Origin of the sequence: Microbacterium sp. NPDC019599 (assembly GCF_040632175.1) — a bacterium.
Lineage (GTDB): Bacteria > Actinomycetota > Actinomycetes > Actinomycetales > Microbacteriaceae > Microbacterium.
On the sequence record NZ_JBEYBL010000004.1, the window covers coordinates 323,937 to 349,439 of the forward strand.

At 69.8% G+C, this 25,503-nt stretch carries 19 protein-coding genes; 3 read left to right on the forward strand and 16 right to left on the reverse strand.

Translation table 11 applies throughout. The features are described from left to right. Position 1: 1 nt before the first annotated feature. The 12 genes from ABZ477_RS10245 to ABZ477_RS10300 form a co-directional block, all read right to left on the reverse strand. A complete protein-coding gene (locus ABZ477_RS10245) occupies positions 2-661 on the reverse strand; it encodes a YesL family protein (protein ID WP_360131856.1) in 660 nt (219 codons plus the stop codon). 70 nt (positions 662-731) lie between these two features. Continuing rightward, the gene (locus ABZ477_RS10250) at positions 732-2,288 is read right to left on the reverse strand and encodes a DUF3502 domain-containing protein (RefSeq protein WP_360131858.1); all 1,557 of its coding nucleotides are present in this window, start codon (positions 2,286-2,288) and stop codon (positions 732-734) included. Positions 2,289-2,403: 115 nt separating this feature from the next. Continuing rightward, positions 2,404-3,384 carry a carbohydrate ABC transporter permease gene (locus ABZ477_RS10255; protein WP_360131861.1) on the reverse strand — a complete coding sequence of 327 codons (981 nt, stop codon included), beginning with the start codon at positions 3,382-3,384 and terminating at the stop codon, positions 2,404-2,406. Beyond that, the gene (locus ABZ477_RS10260; protein ID WP_360131864.1) at positions 3,371-4,315 is read right to left on the reverse strand and encodes an ABC transporter permease subunit; all 945 of its coding nucleotides are present in this window, start codon (positions 4,313-4,315) and stop codon (positions 3,371-3,373) included. Before ABZ477_RS10260 ends, ABZ477_RS10255 begins: the two co-directional genes overlap by 14 nt. Positions 4,316-4,452: 137 nt before the next feature. Continuing rightward, positions 4,453-5,457: an aldo/keto reductase family protein gene (locus tag ABZ477_RS10265; protein ID WP_360131867.1), complete on the reverse strand. Its 1,005-nt coding sequence runs from the start codon at positions 5,455-5,457 to the stop codon at positions 4,453-4,455. Then, positions 5,454-6,695, reverse strand: a complete 1,242-nt coding sequence (locus ABZ477_RS10270) for a glycoside hydrolase family 1 protein (protein WP_360131870.1) — start codon at positions 6,693-6,695, stop codon at positions 5,454-5,456. The genes ABZ477_RS10265 and ABZ477_RS10270 overlap by 4 nt, the downstream gene beginning before the upstream one ends. Beyond that, positions 6,692-8,746 (reverse strand): beta-galactosidase, encoded by a 2,055-nt coding sequence (locus ABZ477_RS10275; RefSeq protein WP_360131873.1) that lies wholly within the window; start codon positions 8,744-8,746, stop codon positions 6,692-6,694. The genes ABZ477_RS10270 and ABZ477_RS10275 overlap by 4 nt, the downstream gene beginning before the upstream one ends. Positions 8,747-8,870: 124 nt before the next feature. Further along, positions 8,871-11,036, reverse strand: coding sequence for a GH92 family glycosyl hydrolase (locus tag ABZ477_RS10280; RefSeq protein WP_360131876.1), 2,166 nt, complete (start codon positions 11,034-11,036; stop codon positions 8,871-8,873). A 13-nt stretch (positions 11,037-11,049) separates the two neighbouring features. Further along, entirely contained in the window at positions 11,050-12,822 is a 1,773-nt protein-coding gene (locus ABZ477_RS10285) for an ABC transporter ATP-binding protein (RefSeq protein WP_360131879.1), read from the reverse strand. Next, positions 12,819-14,027, reverse strand: coding sequence for a glycoside hydrolase family 32 protein (locus tag ABZ477_RS10290; protein ID WP_360131882.1), 1,209 nt, complete (start codon positions 14,025-14,027; stop codon positions 12,819-12,821). The genes ABZ477_RS10285 and ABZ477_RS10290 overlap by 4 nt, the downstream gene beginning before the upstream one ends. Before the next feature lie 40 nt (positions 14,028-14,067). After that, on the reverse strand, positions 14,068-15,891 hold the full coding sequence (locus tag ABZ477_RS10295) for a glycoside hydrolase family 2 TIM barrel-domain containing protein (protein WP_360131885.1): 1,824 nt from the start codon (positions 15,889-15,891) through the stop codon (positions 14,068-14,070). Positions 15,892-15,931: 40 nt separating this feature from the next. Then, entirely contained in the window at positions 15,932-16,963 is a 1,032-nt protein-coding gene (locus ABZ477_RS10300) for a LacI family DNA-binding transcriptional regulator (protein ID WP_360131888.1), read from the reverse strand. 117 nt (positions 16,964-17,080) lie between these two features. Here ABZ477_RS10300 and ABZ477_RS10305 point away from each other — a divergent pair, with 117 nt between their 5' ends. Further along, positions 17,081-19,330 carry a TIM-barrel domain-containing protein gene (locus ABZ477_RS10305; RefSeq protein ID WP_360131891.1) on the forward strand — a complete coding sequence of 750 codons (2,250 nt, stop codon included), beginning with the start codon at positions 17,081-17,083 and terminating at the stop codon, positions 19,328-19,330. A 26-nt stretch (positions 19,331-19,356) separates the two neighbouring features. Here the strand turns inward: ABZ477_RS10305 and ABZ477_RS10310 are convergent, their stop codons facing one another. Together ABZ477_RS10310 and ABZ477_RS10315 are read right to left on the reverse strand one after the other, a co-directional pair. Continuing rightward, complete coding sequence (locus ABZ477_RS10310) at positions 19,357-19,509, reverse strand: hypothetical protein (RefSeq protein WP_360131894.1); 153 nt, start codon at positions 19,507-19,509, stop codon at positions 19,357-19,359. A 121-nt stretch (positions 19,510-19,630) separates the two neighbouring features. Next, a complete protein-coding gene (locus ABZ477_RS10315; RefSeq protein ID WP_360131897.1) occupies positions 19,631-20,215 on the reverse strand; it encodes a TetR/AcrR family transcriptional regulator in 585 nt (194 codons plus the stop codon). Positions 20,216-20,262: 47 nt separating this feature from the next. On the opposite strand from ABZ477_RS10315, the gene ABZ477_RS10320 reads away from it, so the two are divergent. Continuing rightward, the gene (locus ABZ477_RS10320; RefSeq protein WP_360131900.1) at positions 20,263-21,096 is read left to right on the forward strand and encodes an alpha/beta fold hydrolase; all 834 of its coding nucleotides are present in this window, start codon (positions 20,263-20,265) and stop codon (positions 21,094-21,096) included. Next, the gene (locus ABZ477_RS10325) at positions 21,093-21,518 is read left to right on the forward strand and encodes a hypothetical protein (RefSeq protein WP_360131903.1); all 426 of its coding nucleotides are present in this window, start codon (positions 21,093-21,095) and stop codon (positions 21,516-21,518) included. The genes ABZ477_RS10320 and ABZ477_RS10325 overlap by 4 nt, the downstream gene beginning before the upstream one ends. A gap of 33 nt (positions 21,519-21,551) precedes the next feature. Here ABZ477_RS10325 and ABZ477_RS10330 read toward each other — a convergent pair whose 3' ends face one another. Together ABZ477_RS10330 and ABZ477_RS10335 are read right to left on the reverse strand one after the other, a co-directional pair. Continuing rightward, positions 21,552-22,958, reverse strand: coding sequence for a DUF222 domain-containing protein (locus ABZ477_RS10330; RefSeq protein ID WP_360131906.1), 1,407 nt, complete (start codon positions 22,956-22,958; stop codon positions 21,552-21,554). Positions 22,959-23,275: 317 nt separating this feature from the next. Beyond that, positions 23,276-25,501: a beta-L-arabinofuranosidase domain-containing protein gene (locus tag ABZ477_RS10335; RefSeq protein WP_360131909.1), complete on the reverse strand. Its 2,226-nt coding sequence runs from the start codon at positions 25,499-25,501 to the stop codon at positions 23,276-23,278. Positions 25,502-25,503: the final 2 nt, after the last annotated feature.

Below are 25,503 nucleotides of genomic sequence, written 5' to 3' on the forward strand. Positions count from 1 at the left end.
TCTATTCCTCGTCGGGTTCCTCGGCCGGGGCCAGTTCAGGCGCGTACTTCGCGAAGACGCGCGAGAACAGCACGCCGGTGATGAAGGCGACACCGGCGAAGCCGATGAGCAGCCACAGAAGACCGAAGCCCGTCGCCTGGGGGGAGAACACCGTGACGATGACGGTGAGGGCGATGATCGCGGCGACGGCGAAAGACGTGAAGGGATGTTTCCACGAGAGCTTCCGCGACGTGCTGAGCACCTCGCGAAGGGTTCCCTCGAAGGTCGCGAGATAGGGGAAGACCCAGATCAGGTTCAGTGCGAAGCCGAACGCGACCAGGTACCACAGTGCGAGAAGGACGAGCCGTGCCAGCCCCTCCGGAGCCAGGTCGGTCACCACGACGAACCAGGCGTAGAAGACGGCGATCAGCAGCAGCATCCCGAGCCCGAGGATCGTCGCCTGGCGGAAATTCTGCCGGAACGACCGGAAGTAGTCCCGCGTGACGGACTCCTCCTTGCCGCGCACGAGCCGCATCGCCGTGAAGTTGAGGGCGGTCAGTGCTGCGCCGAGCGTGACGATCGGGATCGAGGTCGCGATGAAGATCAGGTTCAGGATCATCAGATCGGCGATCCGCGTCAGGAACCGCATGAGCGGAGAGTCCTGGGCGAAGATGCTGCTCATCTTCCGTCCTCTCGGGATGGGTCGGGCGGGCCCGCGGTGCGCGGACCCGCCCGACCTCGATCAACGCGTCCTACAGGCCGCGTGCTTCCTTCCAGGCGTCCATGTCCGCCTGGATCGAGGCGCGAGCGTCCTCGTAGCCGGCTGCGAGGAGCGCCTCGCGCATCTCGGCCACAGCCGCCGCCGGGTCGTCGACCTTGCCGTAGTTGATCTGCGGGAGGTACTGCGAGAGCACACCGGCCATCGCCGCGAGGGTCGGGTCGATCGCGTCCTTGTTGATGATCAGCGTCGAGTACGGGTAGTCCACCGCGACCGAGTCGAGCTCGGCGTAGATGTCCGCCTTGGTCGGCGCGTCGGTCACCTTGTCGAGCTCGAACTCATCCATGCGACCGGCCCAGAAGTTGGAGCCGAGCGAGTCGGTCGACGAGTCGTAGCCCTCGGGGTAGCCGAGCTTGCCGTCGTCCGTGATGACGTAGTCCGTGCCCTCGATGCCGTAGTTGATGAGGCGGTAGGCCTCCTCGTCGTTGCGGATGACGTCATACACCTCGAGAGCCTTCTCCGGGTTCTTCGAGTAGGCGCTGACCGCCATGGCGCCGTGCGTCAGGATGTCCTTGTACACGTTGCCGTTCTCCTGACCCCAGTAGAAGAACCGCGGGTCGGATCCCGGCTGCTTCTTCGTCATGTTGTCGTAGATCTGGCCGATGTAGGTCTGCGTGTGGTGCTGGTCGGTTCCGTTGAGTCCGGCGTACATGAGCTCACGCGCGTCGCCGTCGTAGTTCTGCGCGTCCTCACGCCAGACGCCGAGCTCGTTCCACTGCTTGGCCAGCTCGGCCCATTCGACGAGCGCGTCGCCCTCCATGAGCCACGAGGTGACCGTGTAGGGGTCGGCCTCGGAGGTCTCGAAGGGGTAGTAGTTGCCGGCGCTGACCTGCTGGATCCAGTTCAGGTCGGTGTGGCCCGTCAGGTAGCCGTTCATCGCACCGACGTTGTCGCCCGCGACATCCCACGGATAGGCCTCGGGCTTGTTGGCCTTGACCCACTCGAAGTACTTCGTGAAGTCCTCGAACGTCGTGATCTCGCCGTTCGCGAAGCCCGCCTCCGTCGCCCAGTCGCCGCGGTAGAAGAAGCCGTGGTTGGTGTACTGCGTGAAGTTGTCCTCGGGCATGAAGTAGATCTGTCCGTCGTCCAGCTTCGTGAGGTCCCAGTGGCCGTCGGCGTCGACCTGCGCCCACGTCTTCGGGGCGTGCTCCTGGAGCATCTCCTCGGACAGGGGGAGGAAGGCGCCCTTCTCGGCGTTCTCCCACGCGAACAGCCAGTCGGTCGCGGTCGTGATGAGGTCGACGTTGTCATCGCCCGAGAGAAGCTGCAGGTTGTACTGCGTCTGCCAGTCCGCCCACTCGACGTAGAAGAAGTCGAGCTTCGCGTTGACCTCCTTGACGAGCTTCTCGTTGAGCTTGTCGAGCATCGCCTCGAGACGGCCGTTCGTGGGCTTGTCACCCATCACGAGCATCGTGATCTCGGTCGGGGCGCCTTCCTCCTCGGCCGCCTGGGGGGCGCAGCCGGCCAGCGCCGTCGCGCCGAGGCCGAATGCGAGCATCGCCGCTCCGACCTTGACGAATTTCCTTGCCATGTGAGGCTCCTTTGGCTCTCAGTACTTGGTGATTGCAGTGGTTTCGCCTCGGAGAGGCGGTTGGGGGGCCACGACCGGACATCGGTGACCGGCCGTGGATCGTCAGCAGCGGTGGTCAGCCCTTGACGGCACCGACCGTGATGCCGCTGACGAAGTATTTCTGAACGAAGGGGTAGGCGAACAGGATCGGGAGCGTCGCCACGACGGCGCTCGCCATCTTGAGGGTGTTGCTCGGCAGTTCGGTGATCGAGACGTTCGAGCCGGCGACCGAGTTCCGGAGGGCGTTCGCCGTGTTGATGATGTTGTAGAGGTAGTACTGGAGCGGCTTGAACTCCACGGTGCTGCCGAGGTACAGCGACGACAGATACCACTCGTTCCAATAGCCCAGTGCGAGGAACAGCCCCACCGTCGCGAGCGCCGGCTTCATCATCGGCAGCGTCAGCTGCCAGAAGATCCTGAAGTCGCCGGCTCCGTCGACCTTGCCGGACTCGATGATCTCGTAGGGGATCGACTTCATGAAGTTGCGCATCAGGATGATGAGCCACGGCGTCATCAGCAGCGGCAGGAACACCGCGAGGTAATTCCCCCGCAGACCGAGATCGCGACCGATCCACAGGAATGTCGGTGCGAGACCCGCCGCGAAGAGCGTCGTGAAGTAGATGAAGAACGCGATGTAGTTGCGCAGGCGGAAGTCCTGGCGGTTGAGCGCGTAACCGGTCATCGCGATGATGAACAGGCCCAGCGCCGTTCCGGCGAGGGTCATCGTGATCGTGACGACGTAGGAGCCGATGATCTGGCGCGGCGCCTTGAAGATGTACTCGTACGCCGTCGTCGAGAAGCCCTTGGGGAACAGCCCGAACCCGCTCTTCATGATCTCGGACTCGCTCGAGAACGAGGCCGAGACGATCATCACGAAGGGCAGCAGGCAGAACAGCACGAAGATGCTGATCGCGACATACGAGATGCCCCGGATCGTGTAATCGCTGCGGTCGAGTTTGATGCGCGTCGCGCGAGCCGCCTTGGCGGGCCGTACGCGGCTCGGGGTTTTGCCGATCGCCTCGCTCATCGGCGCACCGGCCAGATCAGAAGAGAGCATAGTCAGGGTTCCTCCTCCGGACGATCCAGTTGGCCGTGATGACGATCAGGAACCCGAACAGCGACTGGTACAGACCCACGGCGGTCGACGTCGTGAAGTTGTTCTGCGACATCACCATCCGGTAGACCGAGGTCTCGATGATGTCGGTGGACTGGAACAGGGCTGCATTGTTGCCGACGAGGTTCCAGAACAGGCCGAAGTTCCCGTGCATGATCCCGCCCAGTGCGAACAGGAGCAGGATGATGAAGATCGGCTTCAGGCTCGGCAGGATCACGTAGCGGATCCGGTGCCAGGCGTTCGCCCCGTCGATGGACGCGGCTTCGAACAGCACACGATCGATCCCCATGATCGCCGCGAAGTAGACGATCGTGCCGTATCCGGTGCTCTGCCAGAGGTGGACCAGGGTGATGATGCCCGGCCACGCCGCCGGCGTGCTGTAGATCTTGACGGGTTCCGCTCCGATCTGCGTGAGGAAGCCGTTGAGCGCGCCGCTGTCGTAGTTCAGGAGGTTGAACGCGATGACGCCGACGAGCACGACCGAGATGAAGTACGGCAGGAACATGATGCTCTGGCTGATCTTCTTGAAGTACTTCATCCGCACTTCGTTGAGCATCACTGCGAAGGCGATCGCCAGGATGTTCCCGAGGACGATGAACGCGAGGTTGTAGAGGATCGTGTTCCGCGTGAGCAGCCAGAGCTGGCCCGACTTGATCAGGAACTCGAAGTTGCGGAGCCCGACGAAGGGGCTGCCGAAGATCCCGTCCCGGTAGTTGAAGTTGGTGAACGCGATCCAGATGCCGGGCAGCGGCGCGTAGTTGAACACGAGGAAGAACGCGATCGCCGGCACACACATCAGCAGCAGCATCTTGCTCGCGCTCAGCTTCTTCCACAGCGACCGTCGTCGCCGCTGTGGCACTTCTGTCAAAGCCATCCGTCCGCCTCTTCGCGTTCGTGGCCGCCGCTCCTTCGCGACGGGCTACCAGTTAACCTAACCATTGAATTAACTCGGCGAAATATAAAGTACCTCGCCGGTCCCGCACACGCAAGACACATTCGGCTAACGCTTTCTCACGATCGATCCGGCGACTCGGCGTCGATTCGGCGGGGGTTCCGCTCGACGACTTCGCCGAGTGCGTCGTCGATCCGCGCCATGAGTTCGGCGGGGATGACGACGCCGGAGGCGGCGGCGTTCTCCCTCACCTGCTCGGGCCGGGACGCCCCGATGATGGCGGCGGCGACGTTGTCGTTCTGCAGGACCCACGCGACCGCCAGCTGCGCCATCGTGAGCGACAGCTCCGCCGCGATCGGGGCGAGCAGCTGCACGCGCTCGAGCACCTCGTCGCGCATCCAGCGGTTGTTGAGGTCGCCTCCCACGCTCTCGTCCCGGGCGCGGCTGCCCTCGGGTGCCGATCTCCCGGGGAGGTACTTGCCCGTCAGCACGCCCTGTGCGACGGGAGACCACACGATCTGCGAGATGCCGAGCTCCCGCGAGGCGGGCACGACCTCGGCCTCGATCGGCCGCCAGAGCGCGGAGTACTGCGGCTGGTTGGAGACGAAGGGGATGCGGAGCTCCTTCGCGAGCGCGGCGCCGGCGCGCAGCTGCTCGGCGTTCCATTCGCTCACGCCGATGTAGAGCGCCTTGCCGGAGCGGACGATGTCCGCGAACGCGACCATCGTCTCCTCGACCGGCGTCGCGTTGTCCCAGCGGTGGGCCTGGTAGAGGTCGACGTAGTCCATGCCGAGGCGCCGCAGCGACCCGTCGATCGACTCCATGAGGTGCTTGCGCGACAGGCCCGAGTCGTTCGGGCCGCCGGGGCCCACGGGGAAGTAAGCCTTCGTGAAGATCTCCAGCGATTCGCGGCGCTGGCCCTTGAGCGCATGGCCCAGCACGGTCTCCGCGGCCGTGTTCGCGTACATGTCGGCGGTGTCGAACGTCGTGATGCCGGCATCCTGTGCCGCGTGCACGCACGCCGTCGCCGCGTCGTCAGCCAGCTGGCCGCCGTGCGTGAGCCAGTTGCCGAACGTGATCTCGGAGATCTTCAGTCCCGAGGCGCCGAGGTGGCGGTACTTCATGTGGGTGCACCCTTCGTGTGCGTCGCGGTCTCGTGCAGGCTGTCGATGCGCCCCGTGCGCGCCAGGCGCGCGAACGCGTGAGCGCTGGGCTTGGGATGGCGGGCGAAGCCTCCCGAGCGGTCCACGGCGATGAGCCCGAACTTCGGGCGGTAGCCCTCCGACCACTCGAAGTTGTCGAAGGCGGACCAGTGCAGGTACCCGCGGACATCGACGCCCTCGGCCCGAGCATCGACGACGGCGCGCAGGTGCGCGTCGAGGTAGTCGATGCGCTCGCGGTCGTCCTCGGTCGCGATCCCGTTCTCGGTGACGAAGAGCGGCAGCCCGCAGTCCGCCGCGCGATGCAGCATCTGCCGCAGCCCGTCCGGGTACACGGCCCAGCCCATCTGGGTCGTCGGGAAGCCGGCAGGCGGTGTCGCGAAGATCGTCGGGCTCGCGGGGTCGACCCAGCTCTTGCGGTAGTACTGCACGCCGAGCCAGTCGCCGCCTTCAGGACCGCGGATGCCGTCGATGTACAGGTCGACGATCTCGGCGCGCAGCGCGTCGCGGAACGCGGTCGTCACGTCGTCGTCGCGCACCGGCGCAAGGAGGGGCAGCTGCACGGCGAGGCCGGGACTGGCCGAGCTGAGCTCGCGCGTCGCGGCGACGGCGCGGTGGTGCGCTTCGAGCAGGACGCGTCCCACGCGCGTGAACAGCGTCGGGTTCGTGACGCCCGGCGGGTGGTACCCCTCGAGGTAGCCGTGCAGGGCCACCATCTGCGGCTCGTTGATCGTGCAGACGTAGTCGACGAGGTCGCCGAGCGCCGCGAGCGCGCGGCGCGCGTACCGCTCGAACGTCGCGACGGCATCCGGCGCCATCCACCCGCCGCGGGCGGCGAACCACGCGGGCAGCGAGAAGTGGTGCAGCGTCACGAACGACACGAGCCCCTCGGCGCGCAGGGCGACGAGGACGTCGCGGTAGTGCGCGAGCGCCGCCGCGCTGAACTCGCCTTCGGCGGGCTCGATCCGCGCCCACTCGACGGACAGGCGGTGAGCGGTGTGGCCCAGCCGGGCGAGCAGCGCGAAGTCCTCGGCATACCGGCGGTAGTGGTCGATCCCGTCGCCGGAGGACTCGACCGCAGCCGTGCCCGGTGCGTGCTCGAACGCCCACCAGTCGGAGTTGACGTTCGAGCCCTCGACCTGATGCGCCGCGGTCGCCGCACCCCAGAGGAAGTCGGCGGGGAAGTCGCGTCCGGCCGTCACCGCAGCGCCGCCTGCGTCACGACGACTCCACGCGGCGGGACGGTCACGAGCGACTCGCGGGCGATCGCCCCGTGAAGCAGGCGGTCACCGCCGAGCGGGGAGGTGACGGGGACATCGGTGCGGTTGACGAGGAACGTGTATGCCGTGTCCTCGTCCGCCCGCACGATGATCTCGAGCGCCCCGCCGGCGGCGCGCACGTCGCCCTGGAGGGACGGGATGCTGTCGCTCAGGGTGTGGAGCAGCATCCGGAGCCCCTCGACGCCGAGGTCGGAGGCGACGTACGTCGCGCCGCCTCCCGCGACGGGACGCCGGGTGATCGCCGGGGATCCGGCGAGGTCGCCGTCCGAGTAGGACGCCAGCACGGCGACGGAGTCGTCCGCGACGCGCATGCGCTCGGTCCAGGCCGACGCCGCAGCGCCGTTCGTGAGGGCGACGGGCTCGCCGGGCAGCAGCGGCGCGAACTCCTCGACGACGATCCCGAGGAGGTCGCGGAGGGCTCCCGGATAGCCGCCGAGCCAGACGCGGTCGTGCTCGTCCACTGTGCCCGAGAAGTAGGTCGCGATGAGCTCGCCGCCCGCCGCGACGTAGGCCTCGAGCCGCCCGCGCAGCTCGTCGGGGACGACGTGGAGCATCGGGGCGATGACGACCTCGTAGCCGTCGAACGAGGAGCCGACCGGGACGATGTCGGCACGCACGCCGAGGTCGAGGAGCGCCGTGTACCAGTCGAGCGCCTCGTCGCGGTAGCGCAGAAGGTTCGAGGGATGCGAGTCGCGCTCGGCGACCCACCACGACTCCCAGTCGAAGAGGATCGCGACGCGGGCGGGCACGCGGTGCGAGCCCGTGACGGGCGCGAGCCGGGCGAGGGTCGCGCCGAGCTCGGCGACATCCCGGTACACGCGGCTGTCCTCGCCCGCGTGCGGCACCATCGCCGAGTGGTAGCGCTCGCCGCCGGCGCGCGACTGCCGCCACTGGAAGAAGCAGACGGCGTCGGCGCCGTGACCGACGTGGGTGAGAGCATCCCGCTCCAGCTCGCCCGGGCGCTTGACGGTGTTGACGTCCCGCCAGTTCACGGCGCTCGTCGCGTGCTCCATGAGGAACCACGGCCGGCCCTGAGCGAGCCCGCCGGTGAGGTTCGCCGAGAACGAAAGCTCCTCGCGTCCGCCGGCACCGGGGCGCAGGTAGTGGTCGTTCGAGACGAAATCGACATCGTCCACCCACGTCGCGTAGTCGACGGAGGGGAAGACCTCCGTGACCATGAAGTTCGTCGTGCGCGGCACCGACGGGGCGACCTCGGCGAGCACGGCGTTCTCGGCGCGCAGGTAGTCCCGCAGCGCGTCGGACGAGAAGCGCTCGAAGTCCAGCTGGCGGCCGGGGTTCACGTGGGTCGGCGCGACCCGCGGGGGGACGATGTCCTCCCAGTCCGTGTAGTGCTGCGACCAGAAGGCCGTGCCCCACGCGTCGTTCAGCGCGTCGAGGGAGTCGTAGCGATCGCGCAGCCAGTCGCGGAACGCGCGAGCGGCGTCCTCCGAATGGTCGTAGACGTTGTGGCAGCCGAGCTCGTTCGAGATGTGCCAGGCCACGACCGCGGGGTGGTCGCCGTAGCGCTCGGCGATCGCGCGCACGAGACGGAGGGCGTACGTGCGGAAGACGGGGGACGTCGGGCGCCAGTGCTGCCGGCCGCCGGGGTGCAGCACGGTCCCCTCGTCGGTGACGGGAAGGACTTCGGGGTGCAGCCGCGAGAGCCACGGCGGGGGCGAGGCCGTCGCCGTCGCGAGGTCGATGTCGATGCCGTTCTCGTGCAGCAGCTCGACGATGTCGTCGAGCCAGCCGAAGTCCCATTCGCCCGGGCGCGGCTCGAGCAGCGCCCACGAGAAGATGCCGAGCGACACGACGTTGACGCCGGCCTTCTTCATGAGCCGCATGTCCTCGTGCCACACGTCGCGCGGCCACTGTTCGGGGTTGTAGTCCGCGCCGAAGCGCAGCCGGCCGGCGCCCAGTGCGCCGTCCTTCACCCATCGGTGCTGCTCGGCGGTACGCGTGTGCGTGGACATGTCTGAGCCTCCTCGCTCGGATTTCCTTCGGTCTGACACGCGGCTCAGAACCTTGCGCACTCCCGGTTCGCAAGGGTAAGCCGACTGATGCTCGGGATTGGCTGTGATGTGGATAACGAAGCCGTCACACGGCGCCGGTGCCCCATGCCGTCGGGACGGCGGACATGGTGAACTTCACGGCGGCGCCGCGGGCGATGTCGGCGTGGCGGATGAAGGGACGATCGACGGGCCTTCCGTCGATCGCGAGCCCCGCGACGAACGGATGCTGCGAGGCACCGTGCGCGTCGATCGTGAGGGGCCGCGCGGCCCCCGGCAGGTCGACCTCGAGGTGCTCGAAGAGCGGCGCGGCGACGACGTACTCGCCCGAGACGGGGTCGACGGGGTAGAACCCCATCGCGGCGAAGACGAGCCACGCCGACATCTGCCCGAGATCGTCGTTGCCGCACAGCCCGTCCGGGGTGGCGCGATAGCTGTCGCGCGCGATGCGGCGCACGACCTCGGCGGTCCGGTGCGGGAGCCCTGCATAGGAGTAGAGGAACGGGATGTGGTGGCTCGGCTCGTTGTCGTGCCGGTTCCACCCGCCCGCGAAGTGCTCGTCGAGGCGGTCGATGAACAGCTCGTCGCCCATGAGGTCGCGCAGGCCCGGGATGTCGTGCAGCACCTGGAAGAGGTAGGGCCATTTCGTGCCCTCCGTCCAGCCGCCGGCCAGCCAGCCGCCGTCCGCCGCGCGCGTCTGGATGAATCCGCGCTCGGCATTCCAGAGGTGGCGCCAGCTGTCCGCGCGGGCTTCGAGGCGCTCGGCATCCTCGCCCATGCCGGCAGCGCGGCACAGGACTGAGGCCGCACGATCGCCGTTCGCGTAGTCGAGGGTCCGCGAGCCCGCCTCCGCCGTCTCGTCGCCCGCGACCCAGCCCAGCTCGAGGTAGCGGGTCAGGCCCGGTCGCGCGGCCTGCAGGCGATCGGGCTCCCGGTCGCCCCACCACCGCTCGGTGTCCTCGTCCGGCGGCATCTCGGAGTCCTTCAGCGCGGCGCGGGCCGCGGCCTGGACATCCATCGGGATTCCCTTGACCTGCGCCTCCGCGAGGAGCGACTGCGCGTGGGTGCCGACCATGATGTTGGTCTCGACGAGGTTCTCCCAGATCGGCAGGCGTCCCGACGATTCGAACGTGCGCAGGAGGGATGCCGTCATGTCGGCGACCTCGCCGGGTGCGAGGAGGATGAGCAGCGCGTTCTGCGCACGGAAGGTGTCCCACAGCGAGAAGCTCGTGTACTCCGGCCGCGGCGCCTCGCGCACCACGTCGAGGTAGCCGTCGTACCGCAGGCCGCCCTCGTCGACGCGGCTCGGGTACTGCAGGGCGTGGAACAGGGCCGTCGCGAGGGACGCGCGATCCTCGGGCGCTGCGCCCTGGACGCGCACGCGGTCGAGCCGCGCCGCCCACGCCCGATGCAGCTCGTCCACGGTGTCGTCGAAGGCGCGGCCGTCCGGCACCTCGGCGTCGAGGTTCGCCCGTGCCTGCGCCGCCGAGACGAGCGACGTCCCGACGCGCGCGAAGACGCGGCGTGTGCGCTCGGGGAACCGGACGTACGCCGAGAGGTGGTCGCCGGCCGCTTCGAGCGAGCCCTCGTCGAGCGTCGCGCCGTTGGCCGTGCCCCACGACGCGAAGGGTGCCGTGCCCGCATCCACCTCGAAGCGCGCGACGAACCACCCGCGGAACGAGGCCGCCTGCTCAGGCCCGAGGTGGGCGTCCTGGCGCTCGGGGTTGAAGCCCGTGATCTCGCCCCGCTCGGGGTCGATCGCGATCCCGCCGCGGAAGCCCTCGCGGGTCGCCTGCACGACGGCGAAGGGGGAGTCGCCGGGCTCGAAGCGCCACTCCAGCACGCCGACGCGGCTCGTCCCCGTGAGGCGGGTCGCGATGCGGGTCCCGGCACCCGTCACGAGATCGGCCCGGTAGCACGCGGCCGTCGACTCCTCGCTGCCGCGGTCGAGCGCGAGCCCGCGCTCGGCGGCCGTCACCCGCACGTCGCCCACACCGGGCATGACGGCGACGCTGCCCCAGTCGCCCATCCAGATGGCGGGCTGGCGCGAGCCGAGGAACCCGATGATCCGCTCGTCGCGACGGTGGAATGCGCACCGCGAGATGCCGTTCTCGCGCGTCATGGGCGTCCACCGGGTCATCGCGAACGGCGGCGCCGTCGCCGGCACCATCCCGCCGTACTCGGTCGGGTCTTCGCCGTCCGTCCCGATGAGCGGGTCGATCCAGTCGACGAGTCCTACTCGCGTCCGTCTCATCGCCTCGTGTCCCTCATTCCGGCAGCTTCTGGGCGCGCTCGAGCCGGGCGTAGCGGCCGCCGCTGGCCATGAGCTCGTCGTGACGGCCGACCTCGACGATCCGCCCCTTCTCCAGCACGACGATGCGGTCGGCGCCGCGGATCGTCGAGAGGCGGTGCGCGACGACGAGCGTCGTCCGGCCGTGCATGAGCCGCGCGAGGGCGTCGCGCACGAGCACTTCGGACTCGGGGTCGAGCGCCGAGGTCGCCTCGTCGAGCAGGAGGATGCGCGGGTCGCGGATGAGGGCGCGCGCGATCGCGATGCGCTGCCGCTGGCCGCCGGAGAGGCGGGCTCCGCGCTGACCGGCGACCGTGTCCCATCCCTCGGGAAGGGCGTCGACGAACTCGGCCGCGTTCGCGTCCTCGAGCGCGCTGCGGACGCGGTCGTCCGAGACCTCGCCGAGGCCGTACGTCACGTTGTCGCGGATCGAGCCCTCGAAGAGCACCGACTCCTGCGGCACGACCGAGACGCGGCGCCGGAAGGTCCGCAGGTCGAGGGTGGCGGCATCCACTCCGTCCAGGAGCAGGCGTCCGCTCGTGGGCCGGATGAACCCGAGAGCGAGGTTCAGGAGCGTCGACTTGCCCGAGCCGGACTTGCCGACGAACGCGACGTTCTCGCCCGCCGCGATCTCGAGGTCGATGCCGTCGAGCGCGGGCGCCCGCCCGTCGGGGAAGCGGAACGAGACGTGCTCGAACCGCAGCTCGCCCTTCACCTCGCCCACGACCGCCTTGCCCTCGTTGACCTCGAGGTCGGGCTCGGTGAGCACCTCGGCGACGGAGCGGACCGACTCCACGCCCTTCGCCGCGATCGGCAGGAGCATGAGCACCTGCGTGATGCCGCCCGTGATGAGGCCGAAGTAGGCCGAGAGCTGCACGACCTGGCCCGGCGTGATCGATCCGGGATCCGCGATCGCGACCCACGCCGCCGTGATGAGGCAGCTCACCGACAGCAGCTGCAGGATGACCCACGACAGCGACTGGAACCGCCCGTTGAGCATGTCGAGCTCGTAGCCGGAGGTCCGCACATCCTCGGCGCCCTCCGCGACGCGGGCGCGCGCCGTCTCCTCCAGGCCGTGCGCGCGCGTGATCGGCATGAGCGTCGCCATCTCGCCGACGCGGTTCGAGAAGGCCTCGACGTCGTGGCGGAAGGCCTCGTTGCGGCGCCGCGAGCGCGCCGCGAGCATCGCACGCAGCATCACGGCGATGGGGATCGTGAGCGCGTAGACCGGAAGGAAGTACGGCATCGAGATCGCCGTCATGACGATCGCGCCGAGGATCACCATCGACTCGGCGAGCACCGCGTGGGTGACCTGCTGCAGCATGAGCTCGACGTTCTCGACGTCGCGCACGACCTTCGTCTGCACGATGGATGCCGACACCCGCGTGTGGAAGCCGATCGACAGGCTCTGCAGCCGGGCCGTCAGAGCATTGCGCAGGTCGGCGCCCAAGCGGCGCACCGACCCCATGAAGAGCCTCGTCCACAGCACGTGGGTCGGATAGTTCTGCGCGAGCGCGACGAATGCGATCGTCGCCCACAGCAGGAGCTCGTTCAGCGGCCCGCCGGCGACGACGAGGTCGATGACCTGCGCCGTCACGACGGGCATGAGCCAGCGCGGCGAGTCCTTGATCGGGAAGATGCACGCCGACGCGATGACGCGCCAGCGGTGCCGGTCCAGGAGCCGGAAGACGGAGCGCACGGGGTGCGCGCCGTCGACCTCCGCCGCGACGTTCATCGCGGCGGCTGTCATGGCGTGCCCTCGCCTCGCGCCAGGGCGAACACGCGCGCGCCCGTGTCGCCCGTGACCGCGACGGCTCCGGATGCTGTCACCTGCGCGCCGAACACGCCCCGCTGCGTCGCGATCTCGAGGATCGGCCCGTCCACGACGATCCGCACGTCGCCGCCGAGCGGCAGGGCCGAGGTCTGCGTGGGCGTCTCGATGAGGAGCTGATCGTCGGTCGCGCGCAGGCTGACCTCGGCGACCCTGAGCTGCGCGCCGGGAGGCGCGGCCCAGACGATGTCGGCGGCGGAGGCGACAGCATCCGTCTCGGACCGGTAGCGCTCGAGATCAGGGTGCGGCTCGAGGACGAGCTCGTCGCCGCGGAGGGCGAGGAGGTAGGGGATGCTGTGCGCACCCGCCCACCCCTCGCCGCGGATGTCCTGGAGCCAGAAGAGGAGCGCCGGGCGATCCTGCGCGTCGCGGAGGAACGTCGGCGCGTAGTGGCGGCCGCCGAAGGTCAGGCGACCCCAATGGTCGGCCTCGAATCGGCCGTCCGCCCAGCGTCCGACCGCGTAGCCGACGTAGCGGCCGTCCTCGTCGTCGCCGGACAGCACGAGAACGTGGCGGCCGTCGATCTCGAACAGCTGCGGGCACTCCCAGAGGGTGCTGCGCGTGCCCGGCACGCCGGCGCCGCCCTCGGGGCGCAGTGCGACGCCCTCGCGATCCCAGACCTCGAGGTCGTCCGAGCGGTAGGAGACGAGGGCCGCTGCGCCGTCGCGGTGCCGGCCGCTGAGGATCATGCTCCAGCCGTCACCGTCGCGGAACACCCACGGGTCGCGGAAGTGCGCCATGAACTCGGGGGTGTCGACGACGAAGGCGCCCTTCGTCCACGTGACCCAGTCGGCGCGGTCGGGCGTCGCGACGCGGACGCGGCCCAGGTCGTAGTCCGGCGCATCGGTCGACGTGTAGAAGATGCGCGCATCGCCCTCGTCGTCGACGATGAGCGACCCCGTCCAGACGCCGCCGTCGTCGTCGCCCGGCGCGATCGCGATCGGGAGCTCCGCGAGCGAGAGCAGGTCGGGCCCCTTGACGTGCCCCCAGCGCATCTCATGGGACCACTCGGTGCGGTCGGGGAGGTGCTGGAAGAAGACGTGGTACTCGCCGTTCCAGTGGTGCGCGCCGTGCGGGTCGTTGATCCACCCGGCGGCGGGCGTGAAGTGGAAGGCGGGGCGCATGGCGTGAGGCTCCGGTGACTCGACGGCGGGCGGTGGGCGGTCAGGCGGTGCCGCGGATGATGGCGCGCAGGCGCTCGACGGGGAGCTTCGGGACGCGGTTCTCGTCCGTGAGCCCGTTGGTCTCCTGCACGGTGTCCGTCAGCTGCGTGTACACCCAGCCGGCCAGGCCCGTGCTCGCGTCGAGCGCGCCGAAGATCCCGCTCAGGTGCCGGTCGAGATCCTCGGGCGTGCCGACCAGCCGGTAGCCCCACGCGTCGACATCGGCGTCGGGCGTGAAGCTCACGCCGCCGAACTCGGTGAGCAGGGCGGGGGCGGATGCTGTCGCCTCCGCCTCCGCGGCGGTTCCGACGAGGACGCGCTTGCCGAAGGGCGACATGCCCTCGAGCGACGTCTCGATCGCCTCCCGCGTGCCGTAGCGCGCACCGAGCACTTCGTGGTCGTTCTCGTAGTCGTGGAGGGTCAGCAGGTCCGACTGCGTGTGCTCCCACCCGTCGTTCGAGATGACGGGTCGCGTGCCGTCGAGCGCCTTCGTCAGGTGGTACAGCGACCGGATGAAGTCGCGCTGGCGCGCGTCGACCGCGAGGTTGCGGACCGCCCAGCTCTCGTTGATGGGCACCCAGGCCACGACGCTCGGATGGGACGAGTCGCGGCGGACAGCATCCGTCCACTCCCGCGTGAGGCGGGTCACGGAGGTGTCCGAGAACTCGTAGGCGCTGGGCATCTCGACCCACAGCAGCAGCCCCAGCCGGTCGGCCCAGTAGAGGAGGCGCGGGTCTTCGAGCTTCTGGTGCAGTCGCGCCGTGTTGAAGCCGAGCTCCTTGATGAGCTCGACCTCGGCGCGCAGCGCCTCCGGCGAGGGTGCGGCGAGGTGCGACTGCGGCCAGTAGCCCTGCGACAGGACGCCCCGGACGAAGTACGGCCGGTCGTTGAGGAGGAAGCGCTCGCCGACGGTGCCCACCGAGCGCAGCCCGAAGTACGACGATGCGGCGTCGGAGGTGTCGGCGGGGTCGGCGGTGCCGTCCGTCAGGAGCTCGATGCGGGCGTCGATCAGGACGGGGCGCTCGGGGGTCCACAGCAGCTCGTCGTACCCCTGCTCGGTGCCGACGACGGGGAGCGAGATCGAGACCTCTTCACGCGTGCTCGCCAAGGCGACCGTCACCTCGGCGAGCTGCTGCTCTCCGTGGCGGAGGGTCACGCGGGCCCGCGTCGGCGCGACGGGCTTCTGAGCGACCTCGAACGCGAGGTGGACGCATTCGCCGTCGATATCGGGGCGCCACGCGACGCGCGTGACGTGCTGGCGCGGGACGGACTCGATCCACACGGGCTGCCAGATGCCGGTCGTGCGGTGGTACCAGATCGAGTGCGGGGCGACGCGCCAGTCCTGCTTGCCGCGGGGCTGGCTGAAGTCGCGCGGATCGTCCTCGGCGCGCACGACGATCTCGAAGCCGCCGTCGCCTGCGGGCACCTCGACCGTGAACGGGGTGTGCCCGCCTTCGTGGGCCCCGACGTGACGACCGTCGATCCACACGTCGGCGCGGTAGTCGACGGCACCGAAGTGGAGCAGGAGGACCCGGCCGGAGGCGTGGCCCGCGCCCGCTACCTCGGCCGCCTCGACACGGCGGCGGTACCAGACGACGGGGTGGTGGCCCGTCTCGTGGACGCCGGACAGCGGCGACTCGGGCGGGTAGGGCACGACGATCGTGCGCCCGAACTCGGCGGGGGTGCCGACACGGGCGTCGACTTCGACGTCCTCGTCGAAGGCGAAGTCCCACTCGCCGCTCAGATCGAGCCACTCGGAGCGGACGAGCTGGGGGCGCGGGTAGGCGCCGTCCTGCGTGGACGCGCGGAGCTCCTCATCAAGCATGCGCACGAGCATAGGCGGGAATTCCAGCGCTGTAAAACGATCAGCTCTCGGATGCTGTCGTGCCGCGTTCCGCGATCGTGTGAGCCACGATCCGGTGCCTGCCGACGCCGTCGAATCCGGCCATCCGATCCTCGAGCAGATCCAGCGCCGTGCGCGCGATCGCGGCCTTGTCGGGCGAGATCGTCGACAGTGCGGGCGTGCTGTAGCGGGCGAGCGCCGTGTCGTCCCAGCCGAGCACGGCGATGTCCTCTGGGACCCGCATCCCGACCCGGTCGAGGGCTCGCAGCGCGGCCTGCGCGAACAGGTCGTCGCGGCACAGCACGGCGTCGAACCGCGCTCCCGCTTCGAGCGCGGCGGTCATCGCGGCCACGCCGTCGTCGACGGAGAACCAGTCCGTCTCGATCACGAGCGCGGGGTCGCTGAAGGCGCCGGCCGTGTGGAGGGCCTCCTGATACCCGAGCAGGCGCAGGTGCGTCGACTGCGTCGGATCGCGGCGCACCATGCCGAGGAACGCGATCCGCGTGCGCCCCTGCCGGAGCAGCAGTTCGACGCCTTCCCTGGCCGCCGCGACGTTGTCGATCATGACGTGGTCGGTCGTGAGCGGCCGGGCGCCCTCACCGAGCAGGACGAGCGGAGTGTCGGGCCGGAGGCGCGCGATCTCCATCGTGTCGATGCGGACGGGCTGGAAGATCACGCCGTCCACGAGGCCCTCCTCGCGGTCGCGGATGACGGCGCGCTCGGCCTCGATGTCGTTCAGCGTCTGCTCGATGATGATGCGGTAGCCGCGCCGTGTGGCCTCCTCGCCGATGTGGCGCGCCACCTCGGCGAAGTAGGGCTGGTCGATCTCGGGGATCGCGAGTGCCAGCATCCCCGTCCGTCCCGTCGCGAGCCTGCGCGCCGTGAGGTTCGGGCGGTAGCCGAGCTCGGCGATCGCCGCCTGCACGCGCTCGCGCGTCTTGGCCGACACGTGGGGGTAGTCGCGGACGACGTTGGAGACGGTCTTCATCGAGACGCCGGCGAGCTTCGCGACGTCCTCGAGGCGAACGCCCCGGCCCTGCCTTCCGCTTTCCATGTCGCTCATCCTAGGATTTCCGGTGAAATGTACAGCGCTGATATTTCGTCGCACCTTCGCGTCGCCACTTCGCCCCTCGCCCACCCCGATGCGATCGTCAGGGGTGATCGCTGGCGATTGACCGTCCTGACCGACGGTCTCGTCCGCGCCGAGTGGTCGGACGACGGCGTCTTCGAGGATCGCGCGACGATGTTCGCCCTGCGTCGGGACCTGCCCGTGCCGGAGTTCCGGGTCGTCGACGGACCCCAGGCGATCGAGATCATCACGGCGCGGCTGCACCTGCGCTACGACCGCCGGGCCTTCAGCCCGAGCGGTCTGACCGTGCGGCCGCTCGGCATCGGGCGCGGGCTCGAGGAGTGGAAATTCGGCGAGGTCTTGGACCTCGGCGGTACGGCCCGCACGCTCGACAACGTCGATGGGCGCGCGCCGCTCGGGAGCGGCATCGTCTCGAAGAGGGGCGTGGGCGTCATCGACGATTCGTCGTCATTCGTCTTCACCGACGACGGCTGGGTCAGCCCGCGCGCCGGCAGCGAGACGGATCTCTACGTCTTCGCCTACGCGCACGACTACCGCGGTGCGCTGCGGGCGTTCTACGACGTCTCGGGCTCGACCCCCGTACTGCCCCGTTGGGCGTTCGGCAACTGGTGGAGCCGCTACCACCGGTACACCGCGGACTCCTACCGCCGGCTGCTCGACCGGTTCGAGCGCGAGCGCGTGCGGTTCTCGGTGGCCGTCCTCGACATGGACTGGCACCGTGTCGACAGCGTGCCGCCCGAGCACGGCAGCGGCTGGACGGGGTACAGCTGGGAGCCCGAGTTCTTCCCCGACCCCGAGGCCTTCCTCGACGAGCTGCACCGGCGCGGCCTCAAGGTCACGCTCAACCTGCACCCCGCCGACGGTGTGCGCTCCTTCGAGGACGCGTACCGGGCGATGGCCGAGGCGCTCGGCCACGATCCCGACCTGGGGGAGCGCATCCCGTTCGAGATCACCGACCCCGCGTTCCTGGCGGCGTACTTCGAGGTGCTGCACCACCCGCTCGAGGCGCAGGGTGTCGACTTCTGGTGGATGGATTGGCAGCACGGCCCGCACTCGCAGGTGCCCGGCGTCGATCCGCTGTGGATGCTGAACCACTTCCACTACCTCGACTCCGCGCGGCGGGGCGAGCATCCGCTGCTGCTCTCGCGCTACGCCGGCCCGGGAAGCCACCGCTACCCGCTCGGCTTCTCGGGCGACACGTACATCAGCTGGGACTCGCTCGCATTCCAGCCCGAGTTCACCGCGACGGCGTCGAACATCGGCTACGGCTGGTGGAGCCACGACATCGGCGGTCACATGCTCGGCTCGCGCGACGACGAGCTCACGGTGCGGTGGGTGCAGCTGGGCGTGTACTCGCCGATCCTGCGGCTGCACTCGACCGACAACCCGTTCCTCGCGAAGGAGCCGTGGGCGTTCCCCGCTGAGCCGCGCGCGGCGCTGGGCGACGCGCTGCGCGAGCGCGTCCGGCTCGTGCCGTACCTTCACGCCATGAACCACCGTGCCGCGGCGGGGGCGCCGCTCGTGCAGCCGCTCTATTACGAGTGGCCCGAGGAGCCCGAGGCCTATACGGTGCCGACTCAGTTCCTCTTCGGCTCAGAGCTTCTCGTCGCACCCATCACGTCGCCCCGCGACGAAGTCACCCTGCGCGGCTCGGTGACGGCGTGGCTGCCGCCGGGCGTGTGGACCGACATCCATTCCGGAGAGGTGCTGCAGGGCGGCCGGCGGATCGAGCTGCATCGAGACCTCGCGTCGATCCCGGTGCTGCTGAAGGCGGGAGGCATCCTGCCCCTCGCCGCCGCGGACGAGACGGATGCTGCGGCCAACCCCGCGCGCTTCGACCTGGTGATCGCGCCCGGTGCCGACGGCGAGTTCACGCTGGTCGAGGACGACGGCGAGCTCGACGGCGACGTCGTGCGCACCCCGATCCGCTGGGATCGGGCACGCGGCGAGCTGGTCGTCGGTCCTGCTTCGGGGCAGTCCGGGGTCGTGCCGGAGGTGCGCACCTGGGCGGTCACGTTCCTGGGGCTCGGCGCCGAGGAGGTGCCGGGCGCGGAGGCGTCGGCCAGCGGTGCGACGGTGACAGTGTCGGGTGATGCGGAGTCGAGGCTGGTCGTCTCGACGGCGCCCGGTGCAACTCCGCGCACGCGTGGCCGTGAGGAGCGGATCTTCGCCGTGCTGAACGCGGCCCAGTGCCCTTACGACACCAAGGAGCGAGCCTGGAAGCTGCTGACGTCGGGTCGCCCCGCCGTCGACGTCTGGGCCGACCTGCACGCCCTCGGGCTGCCGCCGGCACTCGTCGGGGCGCTTGCGGAACAGCTCACGGCTCTCTGAGGCTCGGGGGTATCGGTCGCTCCCGGCTAGGGCTTTCCCTGATCGACCCAGCGCGTGTGCGCCTTCAGGGCATGTCCGACGCCGAGGCGGACAACCAGGTAGAGGACCGCACCGATGACGGCGAGCGCGCCGCCGTAGATCACGAGAATCATCAAGAATCCGTCCAGGCCGAAGAACATAGCTCGAACGTAGCGGGCGCGGCGGGCCGCGCCGTCACCTTCCACAGGGACGGGGCCATCGTCCGCCAGGCGAGCCATGATCAGGCCGGCAGCCGCCTCAGGATCTTCGACCTGCGGAGGACTACCCGGCGAGGACGCCACGGATCAGCTCGGTCATCGCAATCCGCGCCTCCTCGGTATCCAGCGCGCCATCGCGCCGGAGCAGCTGCCATGTGCCGACATCGCAGGCCGCGATCAGCCGTGCCATCCGTCGCGCGTGCTCGCCCTGTGTGAGGCCCTCCGTCAGGTGCGGTGCGAATGATCGATGCAGCCACTCCAGGTACTCGGCCCTTCCCCGCGCGGCGATCGGCTCGAGCCCCTCGACAAGGTGGGCCTCCGCGAACATCTTCGCCATGACGTCGCCGTACTGCACGTACGTGCTCAGCAGTGCCTCGATGGCCTCCTCGAGTCCGAGGCCGGGCACCTGAAGCTCGTCGACGCCCTCGCTCGCCGCCTCTACCGCGGCGATCATGAGCCCCGCTTTGCCGCCGAACCGGCGAATCACCGTCTGTGTCGTCACGCCGGCGCGCTCGGCGACGTCCGAGAGCCGGATAGCGGGGTAGGGGGTGTTCGCGAAGCACTCGACCATCGCCCACACGATCCGCTTCCCGGTCTGTTCCGCTGAACGTGCGCGATTCGACATGTCGTACTTGCGCCGGGAATTCATGTTAGCTACATTAACATCAAATGCCCCGAAGACCGGGAGGAAGCGCCATGATCAGCACATCCGCATCGAGCGCGGCCGGACACCGCATCCAGACCGCTGTGGGCGAGCTGAGCGTGCGGGTGGTCGGCTCCGGTCCACCTGCGCTGCTCTGGCACAGCCTGTTCGTCGACAGCACGAGCTGGGATCGAATCCTCCCCGCGCTCGAGCCGAAGCGTCGGCTGGTGCTCATCGATGGGCCGGGTCACGGACGCAGCGGCGACTCCGGTCACCGCTACACCTTGACCGATTGCGCGACGGCGGCGTGGCAGGTGCTCGACGAACTGAGCATCACGGCTCCGGTCGACTGGGTAGGCAATGCCTGGGGTGGGCATGTCGGCATCCTCGCGGCCGTCGGGCATCCCGAGCGGGTGCGCAGCCTCGTCACGCTCAGCACTCCGGTTCGCTCGTACCGTCCCGAGGCGCGGCGACGGGTACGGCTGCTGACCGCGGCCTATCGACTCCTCGGGCCGGTGGACTTCCTCGTCGACGGCGTCGCCGAAGTGCAGTTGTCACCGGCTACACGGCAGAAGGACCCCGACGCGGTGGCGCTGCAGCGAGATCTCCTCAAGGCAGCCCACCGACGCAGCCTCGCCAACGCGATTCGCTCCATCTCCATTCATCGCGAGGACCTCACTCCGCAGCTCGCAAGGCTCCGTGTGCCGACGCTCTTCGTCACCGGTATGGATCACGACGACTTCCCGCCCGACGAGGCACGCGCCGCAATTGCGCTCGTCCGTGGAGGACTAGTCGAGATCGTGGAGGATGCCGCGAAACTCATTCCGCTGGAACAGCCCGCCCGCACGGCGGAGCTCGTCCTGAACTTCTGGGGGCGTATCCCATGAGCGCTCGCGGGTGGGTGGCCGGGGTCGCCGGTGCGGTGATCGTCGCCTGGTCCGGGTTCCTCATCCACAATCTGGCAGACCTTCCCGGGCAGTCCCTCCTCAGTCCCGAGTCGCTCTTCCCGACGCTCGTCTGGATCGGTTGCCTCGCGCTATGGCTGATCCCGGCCACGAGACTGGCAGGCGCCTGGTCGATGCTTGCGTGGGCTGGACTGAATGCAGTCGGCGGCGCCCTCAGCGTTCTCCCTCTGCCGTTCCTGCCGTTCGAGCCTGCGCAGACGGTCGAGCACTACGGTTTCCATCTGCTCTACTTCGCCACACAGCTTCCGCTCATCGTGCTCCTCGTGGCGTGGATCCGATCGCGGGGGCGTATCGCCGGTGCGCCAGGGGTGCGCCCACCTTCAGTCCGTGTGCCGCCCCCATGACATGCCCTTTCATTGGGTGCAGCGTCAGCTTCTTCACGTGCGTCTGACGGTGCGGTCGCGCAGGCGGGTGGGGGAGGTGGTGACGGGTCTCCACCTGAGGGTGGGGTCGTACCATCGTGGGGCTTGGATTTCGGGGATGCCGTGGTTGATCCGGATCTTCCAGGTGCCGGTGTCGATGAACCGGTGATGGTGCCAGCAGAGCAGCACACCGTTGTCCGTGTGGGTGGGGCCGCCTTTGGCGTGGTCGGTGACGTGGTGGATTTCGCACCAGGCGGCGGGGACGCCGCAGCCGGGGATGATGCAGTTCCCGTCGCGCAGGGCGATGGCACGGCGCTGGTGCTTGTTGAACACGCGTTCCTCGGTCCCGATCCGGATGATCCTTCCGTTGCCGCCGAGCAGGACGCGTTGGATGACGCCGGCGCACCCGGCGTGCCGGGCCGCGGCGATCGACACCGGCTCCGCGGTGCCGTCCACGTGCGCCCACCCGGTGCCCGCGAGGAGGTCTTCGTGCCGGACGGAGACGACCAGGGTGGGGGCGGCGCCGCCGAGAGTGGGCAGCAGCCCGCTGGAGGCGGCGGTGAACAGGGCGGTGGCGAGCGCGTCGTGGGTGCGTTGCGCGGTGGTGCGCGGGTCGGGCGGGAACGCGTCGGTGTCGGGGGAGTCGGGACGGAAGGCGACGCTCTCGGATGCGCGGGGTGACCCGGTGGCGTCGCAGATCCGCTGGAACTGCGCGGCCACTTCGGGGAGCAGGGCGCCTTTGAGGGGGATGATCCCGTCCTGTTCCCGGCCCAGCCACACCCCGCGCCGTCGGGTGGCGCGGTGTTCGCGGGGTTCGGCGCCGTCCTGGTCCAGCGCCGCCGCCCACACCGTGGCCTGCACACGAAGCAGGTCGGCGCAGGCCGGGGGTGCGGCATCGGGCCCCTCCCCGCGGGCCTCGGCGGCCAGCACGGCGTCGGCGGTGAGCAGGTCCTCGCGGCCGACCCGGTCGCCCATCGCCTCCAGTGGTGCGGCGACCGCGAGGAGCCCGTCCACACCGACCTGCCCGTCGATCAGCGCGTCCCGCATCGCGGGCAGCGTCGCGGGGAGTTCCTCGCCGTCCAGGCAGTGTTCGACGAGCACGGCGCGCGCGGCGCGCTGCAGTCGCGCGGTGGAGGACGGGGCGAGGCGGGTGAGGCGCTGCAGGAGTTCGTTCACGTCGTGGCAGCCCATCCTGGTGGCCAGGCGCAGATCCCGCTCCGGCATCCGGGAACGCCGCACCACCTCACCCGCCCCCTCGACCAGCAGCGCATCGACCAGCCGCGCAGCCTCACCCGCGAGCCGGAGCGCGTCGACCAGGTCGCCATCGGACGACGTGCGGATCGCGCCGCCGCGGAGGCCCTGATCGGTGAGGTCGTGGAGCTGCTCGACGGTTCCGCGGAGGGTGTCGAGCAGGGCTTCCATGACCCTATTCTGCTCGGGGGTTCCGACATTCCGGATGCTGTTAATCCCCGTTCAAGCGAACTTTCCGGCGTCGGTTCCCGAGCTTGTCGACGGGTCGAACCCGACGCTGACGGCGGGCCCCGGGTTCGACGCTTCGACAAGCTCAGCGATCGGGTGGGGGTCGGCCGTTGAGCGAGGGGCGAAACGACCGAGACGAAGGCGCCGGAGCCGATGGGGGAGCCTCACGCTGCGCCGGGCGCGGGCGTTTCGTCTCGCTTCGCTCGCTCAACGACCGGGAGGGGCGGGCGGGCTTGGGGCGACACGGTCCGGAGGGAGAGTCAGCGCAGCAGGCGGACCGAGCGGATGCCGGGGGTCGAGCGACCCTCGGCTCCGCTGAGCTCCAGCCGCACGACCTCGCCGCGTCCGGCGTCGCCCAGCGCGACGTCGAGCTCGACCTCCGCTTCCCCGGCGTCGAAGGACTCGAACGCGACGAGCTCGCCGTCGACGCGCACGGCGAGGCGCGTCGGCTCGGCCGACTGGACGAGCCCCAGCCGAAGCGTCCGACCGGCGCCGTCGGGGTTGCGCAGCGTCACGGCGATGCGGTCCCGCGTCGCGCGCGCGTGACGGTCGCCGTCGGAGACGATCCAGCTGTCCGGCCCCTCGAACGCGTGGTCGGACTCGGGCTGCTGCTCGCCGAACGAGACGCGGTCGAGCGTCGCCGCGTCGACCTCGAGCGCAGCATCCTGCTCCTGCAGCTCGGCCCGGCGCGCGTCGGAGTCGGAAGCGACGGGCCAGTACACGGTGTACCGCGCGTCGTGGATCCCCGCGAAGGGCTCCAGCTCGACGTCGCCCGCATCGGTCTGCAGCTGGTAGCGCAGCGGCGCGGTCTCGGTCAGGAGCTCGGTCGCCGCGGCCTCCGTCACGATCGGGACGCCCGCGAGGGGAAGGAGCTCTCCGCGCGCGATGTGGCTCCAACGCTCGTCGTCGCCCTCCAGGCCGAGCAGGCCGTCCTCGGACGAGCGAGCGGCGAGCACGATCGGGCCCGCGAGGAACGCACGCCACGGCGAGCCGTCGGGCATCGCCTCGGCTCGAGGAGTGAGCGGCACGCGGAACGTCACCCGCGCGCCCGGCTGCCACTCGCGGTCGAGCACGACGGCCCCAGGGATCGCGTCCCCGGCGAGCGGCTCACCGTCGACGGCGAGGTCCGAGAGCCCTGGCGCCCACTCCGGAACACGCAGCCGCAGCGCGAAGGCCCGGGGCGCGTCGAGGTCGAGCACGACCGCGACCGAGTCATCCGCGGGGAAGCCGGTCTCGATCCGGACCCGCCCACCGAAGGACGGAGCGTCGAGCGTCGCGGGCACGAAGAGGTTGACGGCGAGCGCGCCGTCCTCGACCCCGAAGACCCACTCGCCGTGACGCGCCTGGTTCTCGATGCCGGATCCGACGCAGCACCAGAAGCACTCGTCGACCGTCGAGTACACGCGGTAGTGGCGCGGCCGCATCGGCGTGAAGTACACGAAGCCGCCGTGCTCGGGATGCTGCGCCGAGAGCACGTGGTTGAACAGGGCGCGCTCGGCGTAGTCGAGGTGCTCGGGCCGCAGCTCCCGCTCCGCCAGGGCGCGTGTGAGACGGAGCATGTTGTACGTGTTGCACGTCTCGGGACCCTCGCGGTCCTCGATCATCGGCGAGAAGTCGTCGAGGGCGTGGAAGTGCTCGCGCACGCTGTTGCCGCCGATCGCGGTCGAGCGCCGGTCCACGACGGTGCGCCAGAAGACGTCGGCGGCAGCCCGGATGCTGTCATCCGGCGAGATCGCGTAGCCCACGGCCTTCGGGATCTGCGTGTTGGCGTGCAGGCCCGTCAGGGCGTCTCGCCCTTCGAGGAGCGGGTCGAGGATCGCCCGGTGCGAGAAGCGGAGCGCCATCGCGGCGTCCTCGTCGCGACCGGTGAGCTCGGCGAGGCGCGAGAACACCTCGTTCATGCCGCCGAACTCGGTCGCGAGCATCGTCTCGAACGCCTCGTCGTCGACGTCCGCCGCGATCGCGAGCCACCAGTCGGCCAGGCGGGTCACGATGTCGAGCGCACGGTCGATGCCCGCGACGGAATATGCGTCGAGGAGGCCGTGGAAAGTCTTGTGCAGGTTGTACCAGGGCACCCAGTTCGGGCTCTGCCCGAAGGCGAGCGCCGCGGGCAGACCCTCGCTTCCGACGGCGGCGAACACGTCCGCGCCGTCAGGCACTCCGCCCACGTAGCCCGTCCCGACCGCGTCCTGCGCGCGGGCCAGCTCGTCGAGCATGTACTCGAGCCGGGCGCGGAGGTCGTGCTCGCCCGTCGCGGCCCACAGGTGGGACAGAGCGGAGAGGTAGTGGCCGCCCGTCTGCCCGCCCAGGCCCTCCGACTCCCAGCTGGGGTACCCCGGTGCCCGCGGCGGCAGCCCCGCCTCGGTCAGGAACGGCGCGAGCAGCCGATCGGGGTCGAGGGCGCGCACGTAGGCGAGGTCGGTGCGGACGGCGTCGGCGAACGCACCGCCGTCGAGTCGGACTGCGGTCGCGGGGAAGAACTGCATCT